The sequence below is a fragment of the Deinococcus aquaedulcis genome (assembly GCF_019693445.1).
Lineage (GTDB): Bacteria > Deinococcota > Deinococci > Deinococcales > Deinococcaceae > Deinococcus > Deinococcus aquaedulcis.
Window position 1 is genome coordinate 124,363 of record NZ_JAHRBL010000008.1, and the last position, 22,893, is coordinate 147,255.

Genomic DNA, 22,893 nt, shown 5'->3' on the forward strand with positions numbered 1-22,893 from the left:
GTCATTTGCGCCCCGGAAGCATGGGCTGCTTAGCGAATCCGGGTCACCTGCCGCGTTTCGGGATCGTTCATGTGGTCCAGGCGAAGCACCGGGGCGTCCGGGTAATCGGCATACAGCCCTTCGCCCCATTCAATCAGGCTCAGGCGGCTGCTCTGCACCTGCTCGTCCAAGTCCATCTCGTACAGTTCGGCCACGTCGCGCACGCGGTAGGCGTCCACGTGCAGCACCGGCCCGGCCGGGGTGGGGTAGAGGTTCATCAGGGCGTAGGTGGGGCTGGTCACCGCGCCGTCAAAGCCCAGGGCCGCCACCAGGCCCTGCGAGAAGCTGGTTTTGCCAGCGCCCAGTTCACCTTCCAGAAACAGCACCGCGCCGGGGGCCAGGGCGGTCCAGGCGGCGCCGAACGCCTGCTGCTCTGTCAGGCCACGCAACACGCGGCGCTCGCCCACGGCCAGCGGCAGGGTCACGGCAACCCGGTGTCCAGCCACGCGCCCACCTGCTCATCCAGTTCGGTCCAGTTCTGGGCGCGGCCCAGGCGCCACTCGCCGGGCACCGTGCTGCGCGCCGACCAGACGTGGGTGGCGTCGCCCATGTCCAGGCGGTGCAGTCCCAGTGCCGTGGCCTGGGCCAGCAGCGCCGCCATGCCCTGCGCCGAGAGGGTCTGGGCGCCCTGGCGAATCTGGCCGCCTTCCAGGGTCCAGGTTTCTGCCGGTTCGGCGCTCGCCACCGGGACGGGCGCCGGGGTGGGCGGCGTGGCCGGGGCCGAGAGCAGCGTGTCGAAAATAGACGCAGGGCTGCTGCCACCGCTGGGGGGTGGCGGGGGCGGGGCCAGGGCGGGGTCCGGGTTGCTGGCCAGCGGGGGGGTGCTTTCCTCGAAATCGAACACGTCCAGCAGGCCGCTCAGGGCGTCCTGGCCGAAGGTCGAGGTGACTTCCTGCGCGGCGCGGTATTCGGCGTGGGCCTCGGCCAGCAGGGCCTCGGCGTCGGCCAGGGTCTGGGCGTAGCGTTCCCGGGCCTGGGCGCTCAGCTGCCCCAGGCGGCGCTGGGCGCGCAGGGTGTCGGCCAGCCGCCCCAGACGCTGGGTGGTTTCCCCGGCGAGGTGACGCACCGTGTCGTACTCCTGCACCACCCGGTCAGCGCGGGCGTCGAAGTCCTCGCGTTCCTGGGCGGCGGCGCCCATGCGGCGCTCCAGCACGCTCCACAGGGTGGCGGGGTCCACGCTGCCGCCCTGGGCCAGCCGGGCGCGGGCCTCGGCCAGCAGGGGCGCCAGTTCGGCGCTGGCGCCGGGCACGTTGCGCGCCGAGCGCTCGATTTCCAGCAGTTCGCGCTGCAGTTCCAGCTGGGCGCGGGCGTCCACGCCGGCCTGCAGGGCCTCGTGCATGGCCTGCAGTTCCTGCAGTTCATCGGTGGCGAGGCTGCCGCTGTCCAGCAGGTGGCGGGCCGAATCCAGGGCAATGCGGGTGTCGGCCCCGGCCTGCACCCGGCTCAGTTCGGCTTCCAGGCGGGCAAACTGCTCGCGCTGCTGGGCCAGCAGGGCGTCGCGCTCGGTCTTCAGGGCCTCGCGCCAGCCGCTCACCACATCCTCGGTCAGCTTGGCCTGGGTCTGCAGGGCGCGCAGGCCCTCGTGGCGCTCGCGCAGGTCAGGGCGGGCCTGCAGCAGGGCAGTGAATTCGCGCTCCACGCTGGCCAGCTGCTGCGCGGCGTGCTCCTGTTCCAGCGCCAGCACGCGCGCCTGGGCATCCGGGTCCAGAATGGTCGCCGAGGTGGGCACGGCTGGGTTTTCCACCGTCTGCACCACCGAGGATTCCAGGGCCTTGCGCAGATTGAAAGTGAGGTTGCGCGCGCGCTCCACCTCGCCGGGCAGCAGCGTGCCCTGTTTCTGGGCCTCGTCAATCTGTCCGATCAAGGTGTCCAGGCGCCGCACGTCCTTGCCGCCCATGCCCTGCACCCGCACGTAGGTGGCGCGCAGTTCCGCGAGGTCCTGGCCCTGTTCCACCAGCCCTTCTTGCAGGCGGCGGTCCATGGTGTCAATCAGGTTCTGGCCTTCTTGCACCAGGGCGCTGATGTCGCGGCCCTCTTTTTCTTCCTGGCGGGCCACACTGAGCACGCCGCGCAGGCGCTGGGTTTCGGGCCAGTCAAAGTACAGCGAGAAGCGCCGCGCGCCTTCCTCCAGCCCCAGCAAAGAGCTGAGCTGGTTGGGCAAGAGGCGCTCCTGCGTGGACTTCATGATCTCATTGAGCACTTCCGAGACGCGCTTTTTGGCCAGCGGCGCGGGCACGCTCAGCTGCAGCCGTTTGAAAACTTCCTTTTTCAGGATGTCTTCAAGCATCCCGGGGTCAATGGTGTCCAGCGAGCCGCCGCGCGCCTGGGCAGCGTCCTGCAGAATGCGTTCCAGCGCGCGGGGCGAGACCAGATCGCCCAGCATCTTCACCGGCAGTCGGCTGAGGGTCGCCATCAGAGTTCCTCGTCCCAATCAACGGTGGCGGCGCTCTCCACGGTGGTGTTCTTGGACGAGCTGCCCGCGCCCAGCAGCCCGAACTGCTCGCACAGGCCCCGGAACCCGAAGGCCATCAGGCCGATGGCCACGGCGCTCAGCAGGGCCCAGATGGGCAGGGCGTAGGCGCTCTGGGTCAGCGTCAGGTTGGTCAGGCCGCGCAGGGCGCCCGCCCCGAACACGTCGCCCAGGGCGCCGAGGAAGCCAAAGATCCCTTCAAGCATCAGCGGCAGCATCAACAGGGCCAGGCCCGTCATGATGGCGCGCCAGTAGGTGTTGCGGCCCCCGAAGGCGAGGTTCAGCAGGTACAGCGGCGCAGCGGTGGCCAGCGCCAGCAGCAGGAACACCAGCACCCGCAGCCAGCCCGAGAACCAGCGGCTGATGCCCAGCGAGGTGGTGTCCAGGGCGCTGGCGCCCTGCCCGGCCTGCTGGCGCTCGGCGTTCGCGAGGCCACCGATCAGAGCCTGCACGTCGCTGACCCGCAGGGCGCTGCGGCCCTGGGCGCGCTCGGTGGCGGCCGTGACCTGGGCAAAGGCCTCGGTGTCGCGCAGCGGGGCAGGCACGCGTGCCAGCGCCGCCGAAGCGCGGGTCAGGGCCTCGCGCGCCGTGGCCGCGTCGCTGTGGCCAGCCGCCGCCTGGGCGCGGCCCAGTTCGGCATAAGCCGTGGCCAGGGCGCCCGCCGCGCTGGCCGTGGCCGCCGGGGCCGGCTGCGGACGGGGCTGGGGCGTGGGGGTTGGGGTGGGGTCGGGCGTGGGCGCCGGGGTGCCCTGGGCCGGGGGGGTGGTGGTCTGGGCGGTGCCGCCACTGTTCCCCGCGCCGCTGGCAGCTGGGGGGGCAGCCAGGGTGCGGTTCAGCGCGGCGGTGCCCTGGCGCAGGGTACCCAGCGAGGTGGCCAGGGCCGCCGTGTCGCCACCCGCCAGCTGGCGCAGGGCGTCGCCAAACTGTGACACCCGCAGCGTGCCCACGCCCTCGGCGTCCTGCACGGTGGTAAACCAGCCCGTGGCACGCGCCAGATTCACGTACGACGTGGTGGTCTGCTCGGCGCGGGTGGCCTGCAGGGCGGCCGAGACCTTGGCGGCAGCGGCACGCTGCAGGCGCCACGCGGTGCGTTCCAGGCGGCCGGCCCGGGCGTCCTGGGCCAGCGCCTGCGCGCCTTCCCCGCCCACGCCAAATTCGCGCGCCAGCAGGCGCAGCTGGGCGTCGCCGTTTTCGGGGGCGGCGCTCAGGGCGGCCAGGGTCTGGTCGTACAGGGCCTTGCGCATCAGGCCGCGCGCCAGCAGCACCTGGGCTTCCAGTTCGGCCGGGGTGCGGGCCAGCGCGGCGCGGGCGCTGCCCAGGGCGTCGGTCAGGCCGCGCACGATCTGCTGGTTGCGCAGGGTGGGCGCCAGGGTGTCCAGCGCCTTTTGCGCGGCGTCCAGGCGGTTCAGGGCCGCCTGCGCCGACTGGGCGCGCGCCGTCACCGCGCCGTCCAGGTTGCTGGCCAGGGCGCTATACGCCGTGAGGTCCTGGGCGCCGGCCGTGCCCAGGCTCAGGGCGGCCAGCAGGCTCCACTGGGCCGCGCGCTTCATGCCGCCACCCGCAGCTGCTGCAGTTCCACGATCAGGCGCCCCACATTGGCCTGCGAGGTGGCGACCACCGCCACGCAGTAGCCGCCCAGCGGGCACACGCAGACGGTCTGGCCTCCCAGGTCCGCCGAGAGCAGCTTCAGCGCCCGTTTCTGAAACAGCATGGCGCTGGCAGCCACCACGCCGCCCAGCCCCGCCGGGTCGCGCACCGCCTTGACCCGCAGCACCTCGCCGCTGGCGCGGCAGACCATCACCCCCTGCACCCCGCTGAAGCGCCCCAGCGCCTGAATCAGGGCGTCCTGGTCACCTGCCTGCGCCAGATCGTAGGTGCGGGCGGTGGGCAGCGCGCCGTATTCAGGATCGTCGAACTCGAAGTCGTCGGCGCTCAGGCCCAGGTCGTCGAAGGTGGTGTCGGTCTGGGGCTCGTCCCAGGTGGCCAGCGGCACGTTCTGGGTGAACAGGGTGGGCGCTTTGGGGTACTGCGCTTCCAGTTGCCCGGCCAGACTCAGCAGTTCCTTGCGGGCGCGGGCGGGGGGCAGCACGGTGCTCAGGCGCGCGAGCAGCGGCCCGGACAGCACCTTCTGCATGTCCTGCGCCGTCACGGTTTCGGCCGCGAGGCCCTGCTCGCGCAGCACCGAGCGCAGCATGGTCTCGGCCGCACGATCAGAGACGACGCCCGACAAGGCGCGGACAATCATGGTGTACACAGCGTTGGTCATGAGGAACCTCAAGGAAGTATAGAAAGGCCGCGCTTACATTTTTGTCTCATCTGGATTGTGCCGCAATTGGGCCCCCAGGGTGCAGGGGCGCGCGCCGAAAAAGGGCCCTGCTATACTCCCGGCGCGGTCCGGGCCGACTGGCCGACGACCAGCCTCACCTGCCTGCACTCGTAGCTCAGCTGGATAGAGCGGCCCCCTCCTAAGGGGCAGGCCCCGCGTTCGAATCGCGGCGAGTGCACCACGAGGAACCGCGCCTAGAGCGCGGTTCTTTTCTGTTAGGTTTACTTGCCTAAATGGTTCTGTGACCAACCATACCTGCCCCTGGGCTCTTGTCTAGACTGAATCAGTGTCGAGACGCCCACAGAAAAGTCCGTATGGTACGGACATAATTGAAACCATGGATACGTCATAAGCAGTCTCTTGGGTTTGCATATCTGCACTTTGGTTGACAAATTGGTCGAAAATCATCACCATTTGTCCATGACGTCCTCTATCCCTTTGTTTCCTGACCTCGGCCCTAAACCTGACCTCGCTTTCAGGGCAGTAGTTGCCCATCCAGCGTTTTTCGGCCTTGCAGGGATCATTGAGAGGGTTTATGACGTTTCCGTGGATGAGGGCAAAAAGCTGGTTGGCTCTCTGCCGGATAGGAAGAGGGTAATACCTCATATTCGGCAAGCATTGATCGAGGAAGAGACCAGGAAACTGTCCATTCGGTTTTCAGACGTGACTGCAACCGATCAGCCCTACAAGACGGGCAACGGCAGCTTCGTTCTTCTCCGTATTTTGAACGCCTTAATCTGTGTTGCCTGCGTACGCAATGAAGAGGCCCTGCCTCGGAAGGCGGAGTTCAGGGCAGTCCTGCGCCGTCTTAACCAGTGGACGTTGGTCGAGTCCATCACTGGGGACGGGCCCGAGCAGCACATTTTGGTAACCCACGGAGCAGCAAAGGGTGATATGACTCGGCCTGGCTTTATCTTGGCCACCAAACCCAGTCCCTGTGGCACGCGGTACTTGGATAAGTACGACCTGCGGCAGCACCCTGGAACGAATCTGGTCATTCCCACACCAAAGACCCCTATCACTCCTGCTGCTGGCGCGCAGCTGGAGCGTCAGGTGTCGCTTAAGAGGCGCGCTAAGCAGCAGAACGAGGAGTAACGTATATGTCTGAGGTTCCCACCGCCTTCGTTGGGACTCGTCTCAAACAAGCTCGTGAGGTTTTTGGCCTCTCAGTCGAGTCCCTTGGTGACATGCTTGGTGTAAGTAGACAAGCTGTTGACCAGTTTGAAAAAGGCAAAGAGCCTAGTTTGGAAGTTCTTCTAAAGTTGTGCTCAATCTTGAACAAGCCTACGAGTTACTTTGTCAGGCCAGTAACCGCATCTTACGCAGATGAGACTATCTTCTTCAGAAAGCTGAAGAAAGCTCCGGCTGTGGAGATCAAGAGCGCTAGGTCAATTGCGGACTGGATTGGAGAGGTGGTTTGCCTCTTAGATGAAGAGATTAACTTTCCAGAAGTTAATCTGCCGCGGAACCTAATCCGGCATAAAAACCCTCTTCAAATCACCGATGAAGAGATCGAGCTGGCGGCAAATAATCTGCGTTCATATTGGTGCCTAGCAGATCTGCCAGTGGAGAATGTTATCGCGCTGTTGGAGGCGAATGGAATTATCGTTGTAAGAATGAATTTTCATTCCCACGATGTTGATGGATTCTCTGTTTGGGATAAGAAAATAGATAGGCCTATTGTTGTGCTTAACTCAGATAAGGCTTCTGCCGTTAGGTCAAGGTTTGATGCTGCTCATGAATTAGGGCATTTAGTCATGCACCGTTGGATCTCGAAAGATGATTTAAAGGCATATGATAAGGAGCTCGAAAGGCAGGCGCATTACTTTGCCTCATGCCTGCTACTGCCAGAAGAGCCTTTTAAGCAGCAATTATTTACAATCTCCATGCTCGAACTGCGTGCCTTAAAAGCATACTGGAAAGTATCTATTGCGGCCATGATAAAGAGACTGGAATCTCTCAATATCATTGACAAAGATGAATCTCGAAGGATCTGGGCTAACTATAATAGGCGGGGCTGGAAAACCGAAGAGCCTTTTGATAAGGAATGGGAAGCTGAATCTCCCGTCTTGTTGAAGGAAGCTGTTGAGTTGCTTATAGAAAGTGAGTCATATAATCGAATGCAACTCCTAGAAAGACTTTTCCCCGACGAAAATTACTTAGCCAAATTCACCAATTTGGATCCTGAGTTCTACAGGCCAGTGCCAGTTGTTTCGGTTAAGCAGTCGCCAGTCAACCTCAAGCTCGCAAGATAATATAAAGGCTGACTAAGATGTCAGCCTTTCTAATTTATTGTCCTTTGGGCTGCAGTCAGCAGATTAGACAAATTTACAGCCCACTCTTCACGCTCGCTCTGGTAAACCGTGCGATAGACGTCCGCTGTGAAGCTGGGCCGCGAGTGCCCCAGCTTCTGGCTGACTACTTCCAGCAGCACGCTCCGGCGCAACGTCAGAGAGGCGTGCGGGTGCCACCTTTCACGCCCCGCCTCCCTCTCACCACCACCCGCGCCGTTTGAACAGGGCCGCCAGGGTGCCCCCCACCACAAGGAAACTCAGCCACGCCAGCAGGTAGCCGTAGGGACTTTTCAGTTCCGGCATGTGCTCAAAATTCATCCCCCAGACCCCGGCCAGAAAGGTGAGCGGCAAAAAGACCACGCTCACGGCCGTCAGGGTGCGCATGACCTCGTTCATGCGTTGGCCCTGCAGGCCCAGGTGCAGGTCCAGCAGGCTGGTCAACAGGTCGCGCAGGCCGTCCAGCTGCCCACTGGCGCGGGTAAACGAGTCCTGGACGTCGCGGTAGCGCACAAGGTCGCTGGCGGTGCCGTTCGCGTGGCGGCCCAGCAGCGCGGTGGCCTCACGCGCTTCCGAGGTCAGGCGCCGGGCGTGGGTGATCAGGTGCTTCATGGCGAACACATCCGCCACCGGGTTCTGCTGGCCCTGAAAAACGCGTTCCTCCAGCAGATCGGCGCGTTCTTCCAAGGCGTCAACCACGGTAAAGAAGGTCTCGGCGGTGGCGTCCAGCAGCTCATAGGCCACCTCCTGGGGGGTGTTCACGCTCTCGCGGCCGGTCATGGGCCACACCGTGGACAGGGCGCGCGTACCCGCCGTACTCATGGTCAGCACCGCGCCGCCAAAAATCAGGATGCTCAGGCGCTCGGTGAACTCGTCCAGCTCCTCGGGGCGGGCGTACGAGCGCAGCGTGATAAAGGCGTGCTCCGGGTACACCTCGGCCCGGCTCCAGTGGCCGTGTTCCAGCACGTCTTCCAGCGCCAGCCGGTTGATGGGAAAGGCGGCGCGCAGGCCAGCCAGTTCCTCCGGGGTCGCCCCCTGCACGTCCACCCAGACATCCTGGGTTTCCCCGGCCCACGCCAGGGGCTGACCTGTACTCAGTTGCCGCGCCTGAATCATGGGCCCCAGGATGCCAGAGTGCGCGGGCCCCACGGAGGCCGGGGGGGAATCTGCCATCCTGTGCGCATGGGGTCCTGGCTGTGGGTCATGGTGGGGGGCGCGCTGGGTGCGGGCGCGCGGTACGGCCTGGGCCTGCTGGGCGCGGGGCTGGACAGCCGCAGCGGCTTTCCCGTGACCACCCTGCTGATCAATGTGAGCGGCTCGTTCGCGCTGGGCGTCACGCTGGCGCTGGTGGACCGTGGCCTGTGGCCCGAGGCGGCGCGGCTGGCGGTGGGCAGCGGCTTGCTGGGGGGGTTCACCACCTTTTCGGCCTTCAGTGCCGGACTGGGCGACCTGCTGGCCTCCCCGGTCCGGGCAGCGGGCTATGCCGGGCTTAGCGTGGGTCTGGGGCTGGCCGGGGCGCTGCTGGGCCGCGCCTGGGGAGGGCGGCTGTGACGCGGCGCAAGAAAGGGGAGACCCGCCCCCCCGAGCAGTTTCTGGAGCTCTCGGAACTGCTGGCCTACGTGGGGCAGGTGATTGCCCGGGGCCTGCCGGGCGCCGTGTGGGTGCGCGCCGAGATTGCCGCCGTGACCGACCGGCGCCATCTGTACCTGGACCTTGTGCAAAGCGGCGACGAAGGCGAGGTGGCCCGCTGCCGCGCCACCGTGTGGGCCCGCGAGCGCTTTGGCCTGGAAGCCAAATTCCGCCGCGCCACGGGCGGGGGCCTGACAGCGGGCCTGAAGGTGCTGCTCTTTGGCGAGGCCACCTTTCACGAGCAGTACGGCTTTGCGCTGAACGTGCTGGACATTGCCCCCGAATTCACCCTGGGCGACGCGGCCCTGCGGCTGGCCGAGGGGCGCGAAACCCTGGTGCGCGAGGGCGTGTACGGCCTGAATCGCCTGCTGGCCCTGCCCCCCGACTTCTTCCGCTTTGCGGTGCTGTCGCCGCGCGAGGCCGCTGGGCTGGGCGATTTCCGCCGCGAGATTGATCCGCTGGAGCGTGCCGGGGTGCTGCGCCCGGTGTATCTGGAAGCCACTTTTCAGGGCCCGGCCGCCGCCGCCAGCCTGCGCCGGGGGGTGCAGGACGCCCTGGCCCTGCACGAGGCCGAGCCGCTGGACGCTCTGGTGGTGATCCGGGGCGGCGGCGCCGTGACCGATCTGGCGTGGCTGAACGACCTGCCGTTTGCCCGCGCGCTGGCGACCTTTCCGGTCCCCGTGATCACCGGGCTGGGCCACGCCCGCGACGACACCCTGCCCGACGAGGTGGCCTGTGTGCGCACCGACACGCCCAGCAAGGCGGCCGCCCTGATTGTGCGAACAGTGGTGGAGGCCGCCGCGCAGGCCCAGGAAGACGTGCGCACCATCCGCACTCAGGCTGCCCAGGCGCTGGTCGAGGCCGAGGCCGGCGCGCAGTGGGTCCTGGACCGCGCCCGCCGTGCCGCCGGGCGGCAGGTGGACGCCGCCGCCGCCAGCGTGGACGCCCTGATGAAGCAGGCCCTGGGCCTGACCCCCGCGCGCACGCTGGGCCGGGGCTACGCCCTGGTGCGCGACGCAGCGGGCCGCCCGGTAACCCGCGCGGCCCAGGTGCAGCCCGGCCAGCCCCTGACCCTGGAATTCAGCGATGGTCAGACAGAAGTGATGACGCGTTCTTAGGGTTGGGCAGGCCCATTTCGAATTGAGGTTGTGACACAGGAGAAATGCTCTTGTGCCGAGCGATCATAAGAGTGTCAGAGACACCCTCTCAACTTGTGCGCTGAGTGAATCAAAGAGCCTGCTGCACGAGCGGCCTGCTGGGTTGTGACCTGCTGGGGGAAGTGGAGAAGCCCTGTAAACCACAACAGGACCAGAACGGGAGTCGGCTGCACCTATTGCCGGGTCAGCGTGCAGGTGCCGGCATCAGAAAATAGTCGGCCGACTGCTGCCTCGTCATTGAGAGCCTCAAGCTGCTCGTTCAGCTTGTTCATTTTGTCGAGTGCGCCGTGTATCAGAGCGCCATCAACAGAGCGCCAGTTGGTATCTTGCGGAAAGGCGATACATAAGGTCTTCGTGGGCTCTGTATTGGCTGCGCCTAGATCGGTGTATTCAATAACGACGATGTCCGTATCATCAACCCAGACCTCCCCCACGCCGAATGTGCCCGCAAGATTCAGGACGCGGTAACGCCAAAGCCCGTCTGCGAACGTACCAGGGCGGTTCAGGACGTAGCGTTGTTGAACTTTCGCGCCTTCCTTTGTCGTGCCGGCGAGTTGAATGGCCTCACCGACCTTAAACGGCGGTTGAGGTTGAGTCGCGGCGCAGCCCGCCAGGAGAAGGGTGGAGAAAATGAGAATCTTTTTCATCACCCTCTAAGAAAGCACAAGGGAGAAGAGCCATGGGGCGGATTTGACGCGCGACAGCGGGTCACTTGCTGTTCACGTCTTCACCCGTCGCCACCGGCCGCGCCGGGTCGCTGATCCAGTCGCTCCAGGACCCGGCATACAGGCGGTTGTCGGGGCCCAGGGGCACCCCCGCCAGTTCGCGGGCCAGCAGGTTGGGCGTGGCACTCACCCCACTGCCGCAGTAGGTGATGGTGGGCTGTTCTCCGGCCGCCAGCCGCGCCGCTTGGTCCCCAGCGGGGCGCCAGTGGCCCTGTTCGTTCAGGGCGCCGCTCCAGTCGCGGTTGACCGCACCGGGAATATGCCCGGCCCTGGCGTCAATGGGTTCCACCTCGCCCCGGTAGCGCGCGGGGGCGCGGGCGTCCAGCAGCAGGGTGCCGCTGGGGCGCGCCTGCACGTCGGCCGCCGTGGCCACAAAGTCGGCCTGAACTTGATGCTGGAAGGTGACGGGGGTATGCTCGGCTTCCGTCAGCGTTACCGTGCCGCTGGCCTGCACCCAGGCGGGCCAGCCGCCGTCCAGCACCGCCACCTGCATGTGGCCCAGCCAGCGCAGCAGCCACCACGCCCGGGTCGCATAAAAGCCCTGACCATTACGGGAATCGTCGTAGCACACCACCGCCATGTCGTTGCCAATCCCCACCGAGCCCAGCCATGCGGCCAGCGTCTCTGGGTTGGGGAGGGGGTGGCGCCCACCCGCACCGTCCGGCTGCACGGGCCCACTCAGGTCAGTTTCCAGGTCGGCATAGATGGCGCCGGGCACATGGCCTTCCAGGTAGGCCAGCCGCCCCAGCAGCGGATCGCTCAGGGCATACCGGCAGTCCAGCACCCGCACCTGGGGGTCGTGCAGATGGGCCATGAGCCAGTCCGTGGGCACCAGTGGGGTGGGCAGCGGGGTCATGCGGCAGCCTACCGCGAGCCGGACCAAAAGAAAAAACCCGCCTTCTTCGGCGGTGATAAGAACAAGATAGCGCGGTATGCACCCGGGGTCAAGCTCAGCCGGTGAGGGTGAAAAAGACTGTTGCCGGCGGCATTGGCAGTGATGCCTATGGCCAGCTTCTGCATAGCGCCAGCCTCTTCAAACTGGCCTGATCCCAGAAACAAAAAAGCCGCCTTCTTCGGCGGTGATGAAAACAAGATAGCGCGGTATGCACCCGGGGTCAAGGTCAGCCGGCGGGGTCGAAAAAAGCCGTGCAGGAGGAGTGGAATCTCACAGTTCTCCGGCCGCTGTATGCACCCATGCGCCTGCCTGATCACGGGGCGATCATGGGGCCGCCCCTAAGGTGCTGGCAGTTCCCGGGGCCCCCACAGGGCGCCCACTCCACAGGAGGCACCACCATGAACAGACTGCTGACCCTCGCTTCGCTGACCCTCTGCGCCGCTGTGCTGGGCACTGCCCACGCCAGCTGTGCCGCCCCCAAGGACATGAACGGCGTGTGGCGCGCCAACGACGGCGGCACCTACTACGTGCGGCAACTGGGCAACCAGGTGTGGTGGGTGGGCATGAGCAGCGACAGCGGGAAGTCGTGGACCAATGTGTTTCACGGCACCCGCACCGGCAACACGGTCAAGGGCACCTGGGCCGACGTGCCGCGTGGCCAGATCAGCAGCGGCGGCAGCATGACCCTGACGCTCAGCGGCGTGAACAGCGTGCTGGGCTTCAAGCGCACGGCCGCCACCGGCAACTTTGGCGGCTCCACGTGGTACATGCCCTGCGACGACGTGATTCTGAACCCAGTGCCTTAAAGGCAGGCCGGGGCGGGCGGTTGGGGGCGATGGAAGGCTCCCAACCGCCCGAAGTTTTGGTCCCCTGGGAAGACCGGCTCTCCCTGTCCAAAGCCCCATTCGACCCTTACGCCCCCATGCTAGACTCTCCTTTCGTTGGCGACTTCTCGCCGTGAGAAGACCGGCCAGTTTCGGCGGACCCAGGCAGACGCCGCCCAGGGCCGACACCGCAAAGGAGCGTCACAGATGCATAAAGTTGCCATTGTGGGCCGACCCAACGTCGGCAAATCCAGCCTGTTTAACCGCCTGATTGGCCGCCGCGAAGCCGTGGTCGCTGACTTCCCTGGGGTCACGCGCGACGCCAAGGAAGGGCTGATGCTGTACCACAACCACCGCATCACCCTGATTGATACAGGCGGGCTGTGGAGCGGAGACGAGTGGGAAGCCGCCATCCGCGAAAAGGCCGAGTGGGCCATGGAAGGCGCCCAGGCTGTGGTGTTCGTCCTCGACCCACGCGAGGGCCTCTCGGCGGCCGACTACGAGGTGGCCGACTGGCTGCGCCGCCTGGGCAAGCCGGTGATTCTGGTCGCCAACAAGATTGACAGCCCCAAGCACGAGGTCTATATGGCCGAACTGTGGGGCCTGGGCTTTGGCGAGCCCATTGCCATCAGCGCCGAGCACGCGCGCGGCCTGGACGAACTGATGGACCGGGTGCTGACCCACCTGCCCGAAGACGACGAGGACGTGCCGGAAATCGCGCCCATTCGCATTTCGCTGATTGGCCGCCCCAACGTGGGCAAAAGCAGCCTGCTGAACGCCATCACCCAGAGCGAGCGCGCCATCGTGGCCGATCAGCCGGGCACCACCCGCGACAGCCTGGACGTGGAATGGGATTACGGCGGCCAGCGCTTCGTGCTGGTGGACACGGCGGGCATTCGCAAAAAGCCCGACACCGCCATTGAGGACTACGCCATTCAGCGCTCGCAGGCGGCGATTGAACGCAGCGACCTGATCTGGCTGGTGGTGAACGCCACAGACCTGGGCGACCATGAACTGAAGCTGGCGAATCTGGCCTACGACAGCGGCAAGCCGGTGATCGTGGTGGTGAACAAGTGGGACCTTGTGCCCGACGAGGAGCTCAAGCGCACGGAAAAGGACCTGAACCAGAAGCTGCACCATATTTCCTACGCGCCGCGCGTATACACCAGCGCGATCAACGAGTACGGCATTCACGACATGCTGGCCGAGGCCATGAAGCTGCACGAGAAATGGCAGAGTCGCATTCCCACCAGCGAACTCAACCGCTGGCTGGAGGTCTGGCAGATGCGCCAGGCCGTGCCCAACTTCCACGGCAAGAAGCTGAAGATGTATTTCATGACGCAGGTGGAAACGGCGCCGCCCACTTTCGCCATCTTCTGCAACCGCGCCGATTTCGTGACGCGCGCCTACGAAGGCTTCCTGCAAAACCGCATCCGCGAGGACCTGCAACTGGCCGGCATTCCGGTGCGTCTGAAGTGGAAGGAAAAGGGGCCGTACAAGAAGGATAAGAAAAACGACGAGGAGTGAAAGGAAGTGATGGTACGCGGCTGCTATATGTAAGAGCCGCGTCCTATTTACATGTAGCCGGCGCGCATAAGGCCGATCTCGTCAAGCCAGACCGAGTAGATGGCAATATGGCGGCCGTCTGGATCAGTGATTCTGAGGCAACAGGGATCAAGCTCATTCTCCTCGATCTCGACAGGAATGCCCATCTGTTCAAGGGGAACGATCAGAAGCCGAAAGTTAATCTTGGAGTTGAAACAGAGTTCAGAAGCCTCTTTTAGATCACAGTTGTCATTTGACTTCGTGATTGTTAACTCCATACCCTTTGACCGTAAAATGTAATACCAATCCGCACGCTGGACGATTCGAAAGCCCAGCTTCTGATAGAAGAGGGCACATGCGGCTGGATCGTGACTCTGGAGAAGCAAAGAGGGCGTGAATTCTGCCAAAGGTTCGAAGAAGGCCCTGTTGAGGGGGGAGCTGGCGTGGTTCTCCTGCAACGTGAGGCTTTGATAGATAGCACTGATAAGCCAATCCTCAACAGACTGATCTGGCTCAAGCGCACTCTGAACCTCTTTCAGGAGGTGAATGGGGAGAGCAACAGTGCGGGTCTCGTCCATATGCCTGTCAGTGTAGGGTGGCCTATCCTGCCCCTATGACGGACCTGCATGCCCTCCTTGCCGACCTGCCCGCGCCCGTGGACGACGGCGCCTGCGCCCACCTGCGGGGCCAGCGGCTGCCGGCTGTTCCCCTGCCGGGCACCGACGGCCAGTTCCACGATCTGTCGGCATGGCCGCGCCGCACGGTGCTGTACGTGTATCCCAAGACAGGCCGCCCGGATGGGGTCATGCCCGATGACTGGGACCAGATCCCCGGCGCCCGGGGCTGTACCCCCCAAAGCTGCGCGTTTCGGGACCACCACGCGGAACTTCAGGCCGCAGGGGCGCGGGTCTTTGGCCTGAGCGTGCAGTCCACCGCCTACCAGCAGGAGGCCGCCGCGCGCCTTCATCTGCCTTTCCCCCTGCTGTCGGACGCCGACCAGCAGTGGAGCGGCGCCCTAGGACTCCCCACCTTCCAGGCGGGCGGCGAAACGCTGCTGCGCCGCACCACCCTGATCGTGCGCGGCGGCGTGGTGGAGCACGTCTTCTACCCCGTCTTCCCCCCAGACCGCAACGCCGCCGATGTGCTGGCGTGGCTGGCCGCCCACCCCTAACGCCAGAAGCGGAGGCCCACGCCCCCGCTCCTTTCTCCATCACCTTTCAATCATCCACCCCTACGGCTGGTACGTCTTGAGCACGCCGCCAAACCCGCTCAGGTTGCGCGGGCGGTAAAATACCAGACTTACGGGCAGGTTCGAGCCGCTGCTGGGCACGAAATCAATGTTCAGGCGGTCGGACTGCGCGCGCCACAGGAGCACCGGCTCGTCGGGCTTCAGGGCGTTGCCCACGCGCGGCAGCTTGATGGTCTGGTTAATCGGGCCGTCCTGAATGTTCATGGCGCCCCGGTACAGGCCGCCCCGGGGACTCAGGGCCACCACGGTGCCGGCCGCGCCGTTCACCTCCAGGTCGTACAGCACGCCGTAGTTGCCCGCCAGCCGCACGCCCTGGCCGGTCAGGGCGTCGGTGCCGGTCAGGGCGGGGTCCACCCGGCCGTCGCCAATGACAATGCGGGTGGGCAGCGCGCCCAGGTTCACGCGCAGGCTGCGCACCGCGCCCGGAAAGGTGCCGCGCACATGGCGCCCGTCGGGCTTCAGGTACGGCAACTGCTGGGCCACCTGCGCGGTGGGGGGCAGGCCGTCTTCCAGAATCAGGAAGGTCAGCTCCACCCGGCCCGAGGTGCTCAGGTCCTGCATGGCGTTCACGCCGCTGCCGGGGTTCAGGGTGGGGCTGGCGTACACGGCCGCCGCCTGCCCCGGCGCCAGGGTGAGGGTGGTGCCGCCGCCCGAGGCGAAGTATTCCAGCAGGGTCACCTGCCCCAGAATGCTTTCCAGGCGGGTGGGCGCCGTTTCGCCCAGGCGCTCGGTGCGCACCTCCACGGGGCGGCTTTCCAGGTTGCGGGCCAGCACGTACACGCGCGCGGGCTTGCCCAGACCGTTCAGGTGGTAGGCCAGCAGCCGCGCGCGGCCCACCACGCTGTCCTGGTACAGCACGCCGCTCTGGTCGGGGACCTCGGGGCTGTCGCTGAACAGCAGCGGGTAGCTGGGCCCTTCCACGGGCGTGGCCAGCGCCGAGGGGTAGGTCAAAATCTGCGGGTCGGGGAAAGCGTCGCCGGGCTGCGCGTACTTCAGGGCGTAGGTCAGCGGCGTGTCAATGGGCGTGCCTTCCACGCGGATGGTGCGGGTAAAGGGCGCGCTTTGCAGGCCCCGGCTGTTCATAACCGTCAGGCCCACGGTGTAGGTGCCGGGCTGAAAGAACACCTCCTGACGGCCGTTCCACTTGCGGGCCGTGATGTCGGCGCCGTCGGGGTCGAAGGGATATTCGGTGTACACCACCCGCTCGCCCGGGGCGTAGACCGTCTTGTCGGTAGAAAAGCGGGCCTGGGGAATCAGCGGGTTGCCGCCGTCGCGCAGCGCGGTCAGGGTGAAGGTGCGGCCGTCGTCGGTGGTCAGGTTGGCGTTCAGGGCGTCGGCCAGGGTGCGGGCGCTCACATAGGTCACGCCGCCCACCAGGGCCACGGTGCCGGCGGGCTGCGGCACCCCAGCCAGGGCCGCCGTGTTCGCGCGGGTGTCAATGCTCAGGCGGGCCAGCTGGACCACGGTGCCGCTGCCGGGCAGGCTCTGGCCCAGCAGGGCCGCCGTTTCGCGCAGTGGCAGCATGGTGCGCCCGCCCAGCAGCCGGGGCGGGGCCAACCACTGGGTGGGGGCGCCGTTCACGTAGGCTGCCCGGTCATCTGGGGTAAAGGTCAATTGCACCGAGCCCAGCAGGGGCTGCGCGGCGTGGGCGCCGGGCGCCGCCAGGGTGAAGGTCAGGGTCGGGGCCGCCGGGGCCAGCAGGCCCAGCAGGGCCAGGGCGCGCGTTCGGAAGCGCTGAGCCGCCAGGGGCGACAGGGAAAGGGGCAGACGGGCAAACCGCATCGGCCGAGTATGGCCTGTCAAGCTGACGCGCGTCTTCCGCTTCGTCCCCTGTCCAGCTACTGTGACCGAACCCTTAAGGGAACAGGCGAGTGGGAAGGTGTCTCGCAGTTGGGGGGACAGGGGGCGGCCTACACTTGGGGCATGGTTCCAGACAAGCAGGGCGCGGGCAGGGGGGGCGTTTGAAGCGGCCCATGTGGCTGTGGGGCGTGGCGGCCGCCGTCACGGTGCTGCTGGTGCTGGCCCTGTGGCCGCGTGGCCGTCAGGACGACCTGAACCTCACCGATTTTGCCCAGGCCCTGAACCGGGGCGAGGTGCAGAGTGCCGTGATTGCCTACCAGAACGGCACGGCGGTGGTGAGTGGGCAGCTGGGTGACCAGCCCTACCGGACCCGCACCCTGGCCGCCGACCCCCTGCTGAACCTGGACGCCCTGCAGGCCAAGGGCGTCAGTGTCTCCTACGCCGCGCCGCCGCGCCTGAGCCTGCTGGGCACCCTGAGCCTGCTGCTGACCCTGGCCCTGATCGTGGGGCTGGTGATCCTGCTGCTGCGCGGGCGTCAGGGCGGCGGCAATGACGCTGCCGGAAACTTCGGGCGGTCGAAGGCGTCGGTAATTGGGGAGGGGCAGATCAAGCTGACCTTCGCCGACGTCGCCGGCTGCGACGAGGCCAAGACTGACCTGCAGGAAGTGGTGGACTTCCTGCGCCAGCCCGAGCGCTACCACCAGCTCGGCGCCCGCATTCCCCACGGCGTCCTCCTCGTCGGTCCCCCCGGCTCCGGCAAAACCCTGCTCGCCAAAGCCGTCGCTGGCGAAGCCCGCGTGCCCTACTTCTCGATCTCGGGCTCGGACTTCGTCGAGATGTTCGTCGGCGTCGGCGCTGCCCGCGTCCGCGATCTGTTCGAGCAGGCGCGCAAGTCGGCCCCCTGCATCGTCTTCATTGACGAGATCGACGCCGTGGGCCGCAAGCGCGGTCTGGGCTTCCAGGGCGGCAACGACGAACGCGAACAGACCCTCAATCAATTACTCGTCGAAATGGATGGGTTTAGCAGTGGACAGGAGGTGATCATCCTGGCCGCCACCAACCGCCCGGATGTGCTCGACGCCGCCCTGCTGCGTCCAGGGCGCTTTGACCGACAGGTGGTGGTGGACGCGCCGGATGTGCGGGGCCGGGAGATGATCCTGCGCATTCATGCCCGCAAGAAACCATTGGATGCGGGGGTGGACCTGGGCGTAGTGGCCCGGCGCACAGCGGGGATGGTGGGGGCGGATCTGGAGAACCTGCTCAATGAGGCGGCGCTGTTGGCGGCGCGCTCGGGGCGGGGGCGAATCACGATGCGGGATGTGGATGAGGCGCGTGACCGCGTGCTGATGGGCCCCGAGCGGCGCTCGCTGGTGGTGCGCGAAGCCGACCGCAAGGTCACCGCCTACCACGAGGTCGGTCACGCCTTGGCCGCCCAACTGCTGCCTCATGCGGACAAGGCCCACAAACTCACCATCGTGCCACGTGGGCGCAGCCTGGGCAGCGCGCTGTACACCCCCGAGGACCGCATGCACCACACCCGCGCCGCGCTGCTGGACCGTCTGTGTGTGGCGCTGGCCGGGCACGCCGCCGAGGAAGTCGCCACCGGGCAGGTGACCACCGGGGCGGCCAACGACTTTCAGCAGGCCACCGGCTTAGCACGCCGCATGGTCACCGAGTGGGGCATGAGCGACGTGGGGCAACTGGCGCTGGCGCAGGAGGGCAGCGCGTACCTGGGCGGGGGCCCGGTGCAGGGCCAGTACAGCGACCACACCGCCGAGCGCATTGACGCCGAGGTGGCCAGGTTGCTGAACGGCCAGTACGAGCGCGCCGTTGCCCTGCTGCAGGAGCACGTGCATATCCTGCACCGCCTGACCGATGAACTGGTGGCCCGCGAAAGCCTCAGCGGCGAGGAACTGCAGACGGTCCTGGCCGGGGGCACCCTCCCCCCACAGGAGGCCGAGCCCCGCCCCGCCGAGGACAACCCGGCCCCTACCCCCCGCCTGAGCCCGGACCCGGCGTAAGGGGTTGGGGTAGGGCCCCTGTAACGCGAAGATCAAACCACCACCCAGACGAACGCCGGCCAGAGCTTCAAAGGCTCTGGCCGGCGGTGTTGTGTCCAGCGCCATTCCCCCGGTGCTACACCTGCCACCTTTACCGAGCGGCCGGCTCCGGCACGGCGCAGGCCCCATCCTCGCAGGCGCCGGCGTCATCGGCGCTGCCCAGGGTCACCAGCGCCGGGGGCTGCACCTCGGCCCAAGCCTGCTGCAAGGCGCCCAGCAGCATCTGCGGGTCCTGGGCGCCGCTCACGCCGTACTTGCCGCCCAGCACGAAAAAGGGCACCCCAGAAATGCCCAGGGCCTGGGCCTGCAGTTCGTCCTGGCGTACGGCATCGGCGTGGCGGCCCTCTTCCAGCGCGGTGCGGGCGGCGGCCGGGTCCACGCCCACCTCTGCCGCCAGCCCCACCAACGTCTCCAGATCCCCCATGCGGGCCCCCTCGCTGAAATAGGCGCGCAGCAGCCGCTCCTTCATGACGCTCTGCAGGCCGTGGGCGGCGGCGTGATGAATCAGCTGGTGGGCCAGAAAGGTGCTGCCCAGCCGCGCCTGCTCAAAGCGGTAGGTCAGGCCCTCGGCGGCGGCCACATCGGTCACCTGGTCCATCATGGCCTGCACCTGCCCGGGGCTGCGGCCATACTTCCTGGCCAGCACCTCGCCCATGGTGTGGTCGAGCACGGGCGGCGCGGTGGGGTCCAGCTCGAAGCTGTGCCAGACCACCTCGACGCGGTCACGGTGCTCAAACTGCGCCAGGGCGCTTTCAAGCCGCCGCTTGCCGATGTAACACCAGGGGCAGGCGATGTCCGACCAGATGTCCACACGCAGCTGCCCGGGCGCCGAAGGAGAGAAGAGAGCCGTCATGGCTCCAGTCTATCAAAAAGTTGTGAAGGGCTTGAGAAAATAAAGTGAGGACGGAGAAGGGTGGTCCTCCCAGCTGGCCGGTGAAGAGCTGTAGAGAAGTCGTTGGCTGCGGGCACCTCCTTTTCTTCCCTCTGTCGTGCCCCAAGAGCCGTGCACAAGTGAAACTTCCGGCTTTCGCTGCAAGTGTGAACAGCGGATGGGAAGAGGCTCAGCTGCCGTCAGGTTGCGCGTGCTACCACTGCAGCCATGAGTATGTCTGTTCGGCCACTGTTCGCGTTGGGACCGGTCCTGCTGGGGCTGGCCCTGGCCGCGCCGCCCACCACGCAGGGAGCCAGTGCCCCGGTGCTGGAGCGCACGGCCACCCGCCTCACCCAGACGCTGGGCGGCGTGCTGCGCAACTGCCCGGCCAGCTTTCAGGCCATTGGTACATCGGGGAAGCAGTGCGTGGGCGTCACCCGAACAGTCGAGCAGACGCGGGTGGCCCTCACGGCGGCGCTGGGCGAGGAACTGTACGGCGTGTGGCGCAGCAAGGATGACCAGCGCAGCGTGTACAACTGGCTGCGCACCCCGGCGGGCACCGTGTACCTGCGGCTGCAACCCGACCCCGAAGGCCGCGCCCAGACGCTGCTGTACCTGGACGTGCCCCCGGGCAGCAGCGCGGCGGCTTCAGCCCCCAGCGGGACAGTGGGGACTGGAGCGACTGGAACGGCGGCGGCCTCGACAGCAGCCAGCCGCCCGGCCAGTTCGGCGGCGGCCACGGCCCCGGGGGGGCAAAGCGCCGCGCCGGCCCCTGCTGCCCGCTCGGTGGCACCCCTGGCCTTCCGCCGCACCCTGCAGGTCCAGAGCCCACGTCTGAACGGTGCGGATGTGCTGGCGGTGCAAAACCGCCTGATCGCCCTGATGCGCCCAGCGCGCAGTGGCAAGGGTGACGGCTGGTATGGCCCAGTCACGGCCAACACCGTCAAGGCTTTTCAGACCTCAGCCGGGCTGCCGGCCAGCGGCCGCGTGGACCGCGCCACCTGGGACGCCCTGTTCAGCGCCTCGGCCAAACCCTTTACGCCGCCGCCCTCGCCTTGACCAGCAGGCCCCGTGCATGAGACGCGGGGTCAGTGCGCCGCCATACCTATTCATACTCTGCTGAAAAAAGGCCGCCTAAACAGTATTTTTCCTCTGAGTGCCGCCATGAGACCGCGCCAGGAGTTCTCACTGCCCGGCCGTAGAGTATGGAGCACCATGAAGCGAACGGCCATCCTGTTCTCATCTGGCCTGCTGTTTGCGCTGTGCGGCGCCGGACTGGCCCAGACCGCCGTGCCGGCTGCGCCCCTGAACCTGACCGGGGTGCAGAACGTGACCTTTGGGCCGCCCCGGTTTAACACCCAGGGCAGCACCACCCGCGTAGTCTTCGACCTGCCAGCCGGGGTGCGCTACACCCTGACCCCCACCTTCAGTGGCCTACGGCTGGACGTGCAGGGCGCCCGCGTGCAGCCCAGCGTGCTGACGAACCCCGGCAGCAGCGTCAATGAGGTGCGCGCCGGGGCTGGGCAGATTACGCTGTTTACCCCGTTCCCCCTGTCGTTTACGGCCGGCTGGCAGGCCACCGAGGCCACCCTCGCCACCGGCACCCGCGTGCTTATTCTGGACCTGGGGCCGGCCGTGGCCGGCGGGGCAGCGCCCGGCGTGCAGGGGCAGGTGCTCAGCAGCGCCCCGGATACCCCGGGTGCCCAGGCCCTCCTGACTGGCCCCACCGCCTTGCCCCCTGGCGACACGGTGGCCCCGGCCAAGGTGCTGCCCCCCGCCCCGGCGCTGCCCGGCCCGGCGCTCAGCGGGCCCATGCCGCTGCAGGGGCGCGTGCCGGGTGCGGCCACGGCGGCGGTGCTGGCCGCCCCACGCATCGGCAAGAACCCGGGACAGACGCGCGTGGTGCTGGACCTGCCGCCCGGCAGCAGCTACCGCTTGGTGCCTGGCAGCGCGGGCCTGAACGTGGAACTCACCGGGGTGACCCTGGCCTCCCAGGCCGCGCGCAGCGTAAGCCCGGAGGTGCGGGAATGGCGCTTCACCCCAGGAATGGCAGGCGGCGTGGTGTCGCTGCTGACCCCGTCACCGGTCACGGCGCGCAGTGGTTGGCGCGCGCAGTTGCTGCCCCCCGCCTCGGGCTCTGCGTGGCGGCTGGTGATTGACCTGTCGCCGGCCCTGGCCGACCTGAGCCCACTGGCCCCCGCCGAGCGCACGGTGGCGGCCGTGCCCCCGGTGCTGGCCACACGCGGCACCGCCATCCTGGCCCTCAGCGCCAACTTTGTGCGGCCCCGGGTGGTGCTGGACGCCGGGCACGGCGGGCGTGACCCCGGGGCCGTGGGCACCGTGGTGGAAAAGGAAGTCACCCTGGCGGTGGCGCTGCGGGTGCGGGACCTGCTGAATGCGGCGGGCGTGGACGTGGTCCTGACGCGTGACCGCGACCGCGAACTGCACCCGGTCAAGAACACGGACCTGGCCTTGCGCGCGGCCCAGGGCACGCCCGGCACGCAGCTGTTCGTGTCCATTCACGTGAACGCCATGGACGCGAATGTGGCCCTGCGAGGCTACGGCATCGAAACGTGGTGGAACCCCAACCACCCCCAGAGCAGCGCGCTGGCGGGCCTGCTGCAGCGCCACATGACCGAGGTGACAGGGGCGTTCAACCGGGGCCTGAAGAATTCGCAGTCGCTGTCGGTACTGCGCAACAGCCGGGTGCCAGCGGCGCTGGTGGAAATCGGGTACACCAGTCACCCGGTGGACGGCCTGAACCTGATGGACAGCAATTACCTGGACCGCGTGGCGCTGGGCATTGCCCTGGGCATCCGCGAGGCGCTGGTCACAGGGGTCACGGCCCAGGTGGAGCCTGCGCAGCCCGCCGCCAAGCGCCCCTGAGCGCAGCGGCCCGTTCCACCCCGGCGCCCGCCGCGTCCCTTGCCTGCTCACCACACCGCTGCCTTGTCCAGCCTCGTTCGCCCCAGACCTATTGAGGCTGGCTCTGGCGTGTGCGGCGAATGCGGC

The 22,893-nt window shown here is 66.8% G+C and carries 20 protein-coding genes and 1 tRNA gene; 11 read left to right on the forward strand and 10 right to left on the reverse strand.

Annotation, left to right across the window (positions count from 1 at the left end; genetic code table 11):
• Positions 1–29: 29 nt before the first annotated feature.
• The 4 genes from tsaE to KMW22_RS11440 are packed head-to-tail and all read right to left on the reverse strand — an operon-like array spanning position 30 to position 4,775.
• The gene (gene tsaE / locus KMW22_RS11425) at positions 30–485 is read right to left on the reverse strand and encodes a tRNA (adenosine(37)-N6)-threonylcarbamoyltransferase complex ATPase subunit type 1 TsaE (RefSeq protein ID WP_328774674.1); all 456 of its coding nucleotides are present in this window, start codon (positions 483–485) and stop codon (positions 30–32) included.
• Positions 461–2,452, reverse strand: coding sequence for a coiled-coil domain-containing protein (locus tag KMW22_RS11430; protein ID WP_221090167.1), 1,992 nt, complete (start codon positions 2,450–2,452; stop codon positions 461–463). The genes tsaE and KMW22_RS11430 overlap by 25 nt, the downstream gene beginning before the upstream one ends.
• Positions 2,452–4,059 (reverse strand): hypothetical protein, encoded by a 1,608-nt coding sequence (locus KMW22_RS11435; RefSeq protein ID WP_221090168.1) that lies wholly within the window; start codon positions 4,057–4,059, stop codon positions 2,452–2,454. Before KMW22_RS11435 ends, KMW22_RS11430 begins: the two co-directional genes overlap by 1 nt.
• Positions 4,056–4,775: a roadblock/LC7 domain-containing protein gene (locus KMW22_RS11440; protein WP_221090169.1), complete on the reverse strand. Its 720-nt coding sequence runs from the start codon at positions 4,773–4,775 to the stop codon at positions 4,056–4,058. The genes KMW22_RS11435 and KMW22_RS11440 overlap by 4 nt, the downstream gene beginning before the upstream one ends.
• Before the next feature lie 164 nt (positions 4,776–4,939).
• Between KMW22_RS11440 and KMW22_RS11445 the strand changes: the two genes are divergently transcribed.
• The 3 genes from KMW22_RS11445 to KMW22_RS11455 all read left to right on the forward strand — a co-directional run bounded on the left by KMW22_RS11445 (position 4,940) and on the right by KMW22_RS11455 (position 7,090).
• Positions 4,940–5,016 (forward strand) — tRNA-Arg (locus KMW22_RS11445).
• 239 nt (positions 5,017–5,255) lie between these two features.
• On the forward strand, positions 5,256–5,930 hold the full coding sequence (locus KMW22_RS11450; protein ID WP_221090170.1) for a hypothetical protein: 675 nt from the start codon (positions 5,256–5,258) through the stop codon (positions 5,928–5,930).
• 5 nt (positions 5,931–5,935) lie between these two features.
• On the forward strand, positions 5,936–7,090 hold the full coding sequence (locus KMW22_RS11455) for a helix-turn-helix domain-containing protein (protein WP_221090171.1): 1,155 nt from the start codon (positions 5,936–5,938) through the stop codon (positions 7,088–7,090).
• A gap of 237 nt (positions 7,091–7,327) precedes the next feature.
• Here the strand turns inward: KMW22_RS11455 and KMW22_RS11460 are convergent, their stop codons facing one another.
• Entirely contained in the window at positions 7,328–8,242 is a 915-nt protein-coding gene (locus KMW22_RS11460; protein ID WP_221090172.1) for a magnesium transporter CorA family protein, read from the reverse strand.
• Between the two features lie 66 nt (positions 8,243–8,308).
• Here KMW22_RS11460 and KMW22_RS11465 point away from each other — a divergent pair, with 66 nt between their 5' ends.
• Both KMW22_RS11465 and xseA read left to right on the forward strand, forming a co-directional pair.
• Positions 8,309–8,677 carry a fluoride efflux transporter FluC gene (locus KMW22_RS11465; protein WP_221090173.1) on the forward strand — a complete coding sequence of 123 codons (369 nt, stop codon included), beginning with the start codon at positions 8,309–8,311 and terminating at the stop codon, positions 8,675–8,677.
• The gene (gene xseA / locus KMW22_RS11470; RefSeq protein ID WP_328774675.1) at positions 8,674–9,873 is read left to right on the forward strand and encodes an exodeoxyribonuclease VII large subunit; all 1,200 of its coding nucleotides are present in this window, start codon (positions 8,674–8,676) and stop codon (positions 9,871–9,873) included. Before KMW22_RS11465 ends, xseA begins: the two co-directional genes overlap by 4 nt.
• Positions 9,874–10,085: 212 nt before the next feature.
• Here xseA and KMW22_RS11475 read toward each other — a convergent pair whose 3' ends face one another.
• Both KMW22_RS11475 and KMW22_RS11480 read right to left on the reverse strand, forming a co-directional pair.
• Positions 10,086–10,559 carry a hypothetical protein gene (locus KMW22_RS11475; RefSeq protein WP_221090174.1) on the reverse strand — a complete coding sequence of 158 codons (474 nt, stop codon included), beginning with the start codon at positions 10,557–10,559 and terminating at the stop codon, positions 10,086–10,088.
• Between the two features lie 61 nt (positions 10,560–10,620).
• Entirely contained in the window at positions 10,621–11,493 is an 873-nt protein-coding gene (locus KMW22_RS11480) for a sulfurtransferase (RefSeq protein WP_221090175.1), read from the reverse strand.
• A 437-nt stretch (positions 11,494–11,930) separates the two neighbouring features.
• Here KMW22_RS11480 and KMW22_RS11485 point away from each other — a divergent pair, with 437 nt between their 5' ends.
• Together KMW22_RS11485 and der are read left to right on the forward strand one after the other, a co-directional pair.
• On the forward strand, positions 11,931–12,338 hold the full coding sequence (locus KMW22_RS11485; RefSeq protein WP_221090176.1) for a hypothetical protein: 408 nt from the start codon (positions 11,931–11,933) through the stop codon (positions 12,336–12,338).
• 225 nt (positions 12,339–12,563) lie between these two features.
• Positions 12,564–13,883, forward strand: a complete 1,320-nt coding sequence (der, locus tag KMW22_RS11490) for a ribosome biogenesis GTPase Der (protein WP_221090177.1) — start codon at positions 12,564–12,566, stop codon at positions 13,881–13,883.
• A 47-nt stretch (positions 13,884–13,930) separates the two neighbouring features.
• Here der and KMW22_RS11495 read toward each other — a convergent pair whose 3' ends face one another.
• Positions 13,931–14,479, reverse strand: coding sequence for a VOC family protein (locus KMW22_RS11495; RefSeq protein ID WP_221090178.1), 549 nt, complete (start codon positions 14,477–14,479; stop codon positions 13,931–13,933).
• Positions 14,480–14,514: 35 nt separating this feature from the next.
• On the opposite strand from KMW22_RS11495, the gene KMW22_RS11500 reads away from it, so the two are divergent.
• Positions 14,515–15,072, forward strand: coding sequence for a peroxiredoxin (locus KMW22_RS11500; protein ID WP_221090179.1), 558 nt, complete (start codon positions 14,515–14,517; stop codon positions 15,070–15,072).
• Positions 15,073–15,132: 60 nt separating this feature from the next.
• Here KMW22_RS11500 and KMW22_RS11505 read toward each other — a convergent pair whose 3' ends face one another.
• Entirely contained in the window at positions 15,133–16,932 is a 1,800-nt protein-coding gene (locus KMW22_RS11505; protein ID WP_235692870.1) for a copper amine oxidase N-terminal domain-containing protein, read from the reverse strand.
• A gap of 191 nt (positions 16,933–17,123) precedes the next feature.
• Between KMW22_RS11505 and ftsH the strand changes: the two genes are divergently transcribed.
• Positions 17,124–18,971, forward strand: a complete 1,848-nt coding sequence (gene ftsH / locus KMW22_RS11510; protein WP_221090205.1) for an ATP-dependent zinc metalloprotease FtsH — start codon at positions 17,124–17,126, stop codon at positions 18,969–18,971.
• A gap of 130 nt (positions 18,972–19,101) precedes the next feature.
• On the opposite strand, the gene KMW22_RS11515 is transcribed toward ftsH, so the two are convergent.
• A complete protein-coding gene (locus KMW22_RS11515; RefSeq protein WP_221090180.1) occupies positions 19,102–19,863 on the reverse strand; it encodes a DsbA family oxidoreductase in 762 nt (253 codons plus the stop codon).
• 246 nt (positions 19,864–20,109) lie between these two features.
• On the opposite strand from KMW22_RS11515, the gene KMW22_RS11520 reads away from it, so the two are divergent.
• Entirely contained in the window at positions 20,110–20,940 is an 831-nt protein-coding gene (locus tag KMW22_RS11520) for a peptidoglycan-binding domain-containing protein (protein WP_235692871.1), read from the forward strand.
• 156 nt (positions 20,941–21,096) lie between these two features.
• Positions 21,097–22,767: an N-acetylmuramoyl-L-alanine amidase family protein gene (locus KMW22_RS11525; RefSeq protein ID WP_221090181.1), complete on the forward strand. Its 1,671-nt coding sequence runs from the start codon at positions 21,097–21,099 to the stop codon at positions 22,765–22,767.
• The last annotated feature ends 126 nt before the right edge of the window (positions 22,768–22,893 follow it).

Excerpts from the sequence above, each read along its gene's own strand:
- KMW22_RS11430 (WP_221090167.1), bottom strand. The coding sequence starts at position 2,452 with ATGGCGACCCTCAGCCGACTGCCGGTGAAGATGCTGGGCGATCTGGTC.
- KMW22_RS11435 (WP_221090168.1), bottom strand. The coding sequence starts at position 4,059 with ATGAAGCGCGCGGCCCAGTGGAGCCTGCTGGCCGCCCTGAGCCTGGGC.
- KMW22_RS11440 (WP_221090169.1), bottom strand. The coding sequence starts at position 4,775 with ATGACCAACGCTGTGTACACCATGATTGTCCGCGCCTTGTCGGGCGTC.
- KMW22_RS11450 (WP_221090170.1), top strand. The coding sequence starts at position 5,256 with ATGACGTCCTCTATCCCTTTGTTTCCTGACCTCGGCCCTAAACCTGAC.
- KMW22_RS11455 (WP_221090171.1), top strand. The coding sequence starts at position 5,936 with ATGTCTGAGGTTCCCACCGCCTTCGTTGGGACTCGTCTCAAACAAGCT.
- KMW22_RS11460 (WP_221090172.1), bottom strand. The coding sequence starts at position 8,242 with ATGATTCAGGCGCGGCAACTGAGTACAGGTCAGCCCCTGGCGTGGGCC.
- KMW22_RS11465 (WP_221090173.1), top strand. The coding sequence starts at position 8,309 with ATGGGGTCCTGGCTGTGGGTCATGGTGGGGGGCGCGCTGGGTGCGGGC.
- KMW22_RS11475 (WP_221090174.1), bottom strand. The coding sequence starts at position 10,559 with ATGAAAAAGATTCTCATTTTCTCCACCCTTCTCCTGGCGGGCTGCGCC.
- KMW22_RS11480 (WP_221090175.1), bottom strand. The coding sequence starts at position 11,493 with ATGACCCCGCTGCCCACCCCACTGGTGCCCACGGACTGGCTCATGGCC.
- KMW22_RS11485 (WP_221090176.1), top strand. The coding sequence starts at position 11,931 with ATGAACAGACTGCTGACCCTCGCTTCGCTGACCCTCTGCGCCGCTGTG.
- der (WP_221090177.1), top strand. The coding sequence starts at position 12,564 with ATGCATAAAGTTGCCATTGTGGGCCGACCCAACGTCGGCAAATCCAGC.
- KMW22_RS11495 (WP_221090178.1), bottom strand. The coding sequence starts at position 14,479 with ATGGACGAGACCCGCACTGTTGCTCTCCCCATTCACCTCCTGAAAGAG.
- KMW22_RS11500 (WP_221090179.1), top strand. The coding sequence starts at position 14,515 with ATGACGGACCTGCATGCCCTCCTTGCCGACCTGCCCGCGCCCGTGGAC.
- KMW22_RS11505 (WP_235692870.1), bottom strand. The coding sequence starts at position 16,932 with ATGCGGTTTGCCCGTCTGCCCCTTTCCCTGTCGCCCCTGGCGGCTCAG.
- ftsH (WP_221090205.1), top strand. The coding sequence starts at position 17,124 with ATGTGGCTGTGGGGCGTGGCGGCCGCCGTCACGGTGCTGCTGGTGCTG.
- KMW22_RS11515 (WP_221090180.1), bottom strand. The coding sequence starts at position 19,863 with ATGACGGCTCTCTTCTCTCCTTCGGCGCCCGGGCAGCTGCGTGTGGAC.
- KMW22_RS11520 (WP_235692871.1), top strand. The coding sequence starts at position 20,110 with ATGAGTATGTCTGTTCGGCCACTGTTCGCGTTGGGACCGGTCCTGCTG.
- KMW22_RS11525 (WP_221090181.1), top strand. The coding sequence starts at position 21,097 with ATGAAGCGAACGGCCATCCTGTTCTCATCTGGCCTGCTGTTTGCGCTG.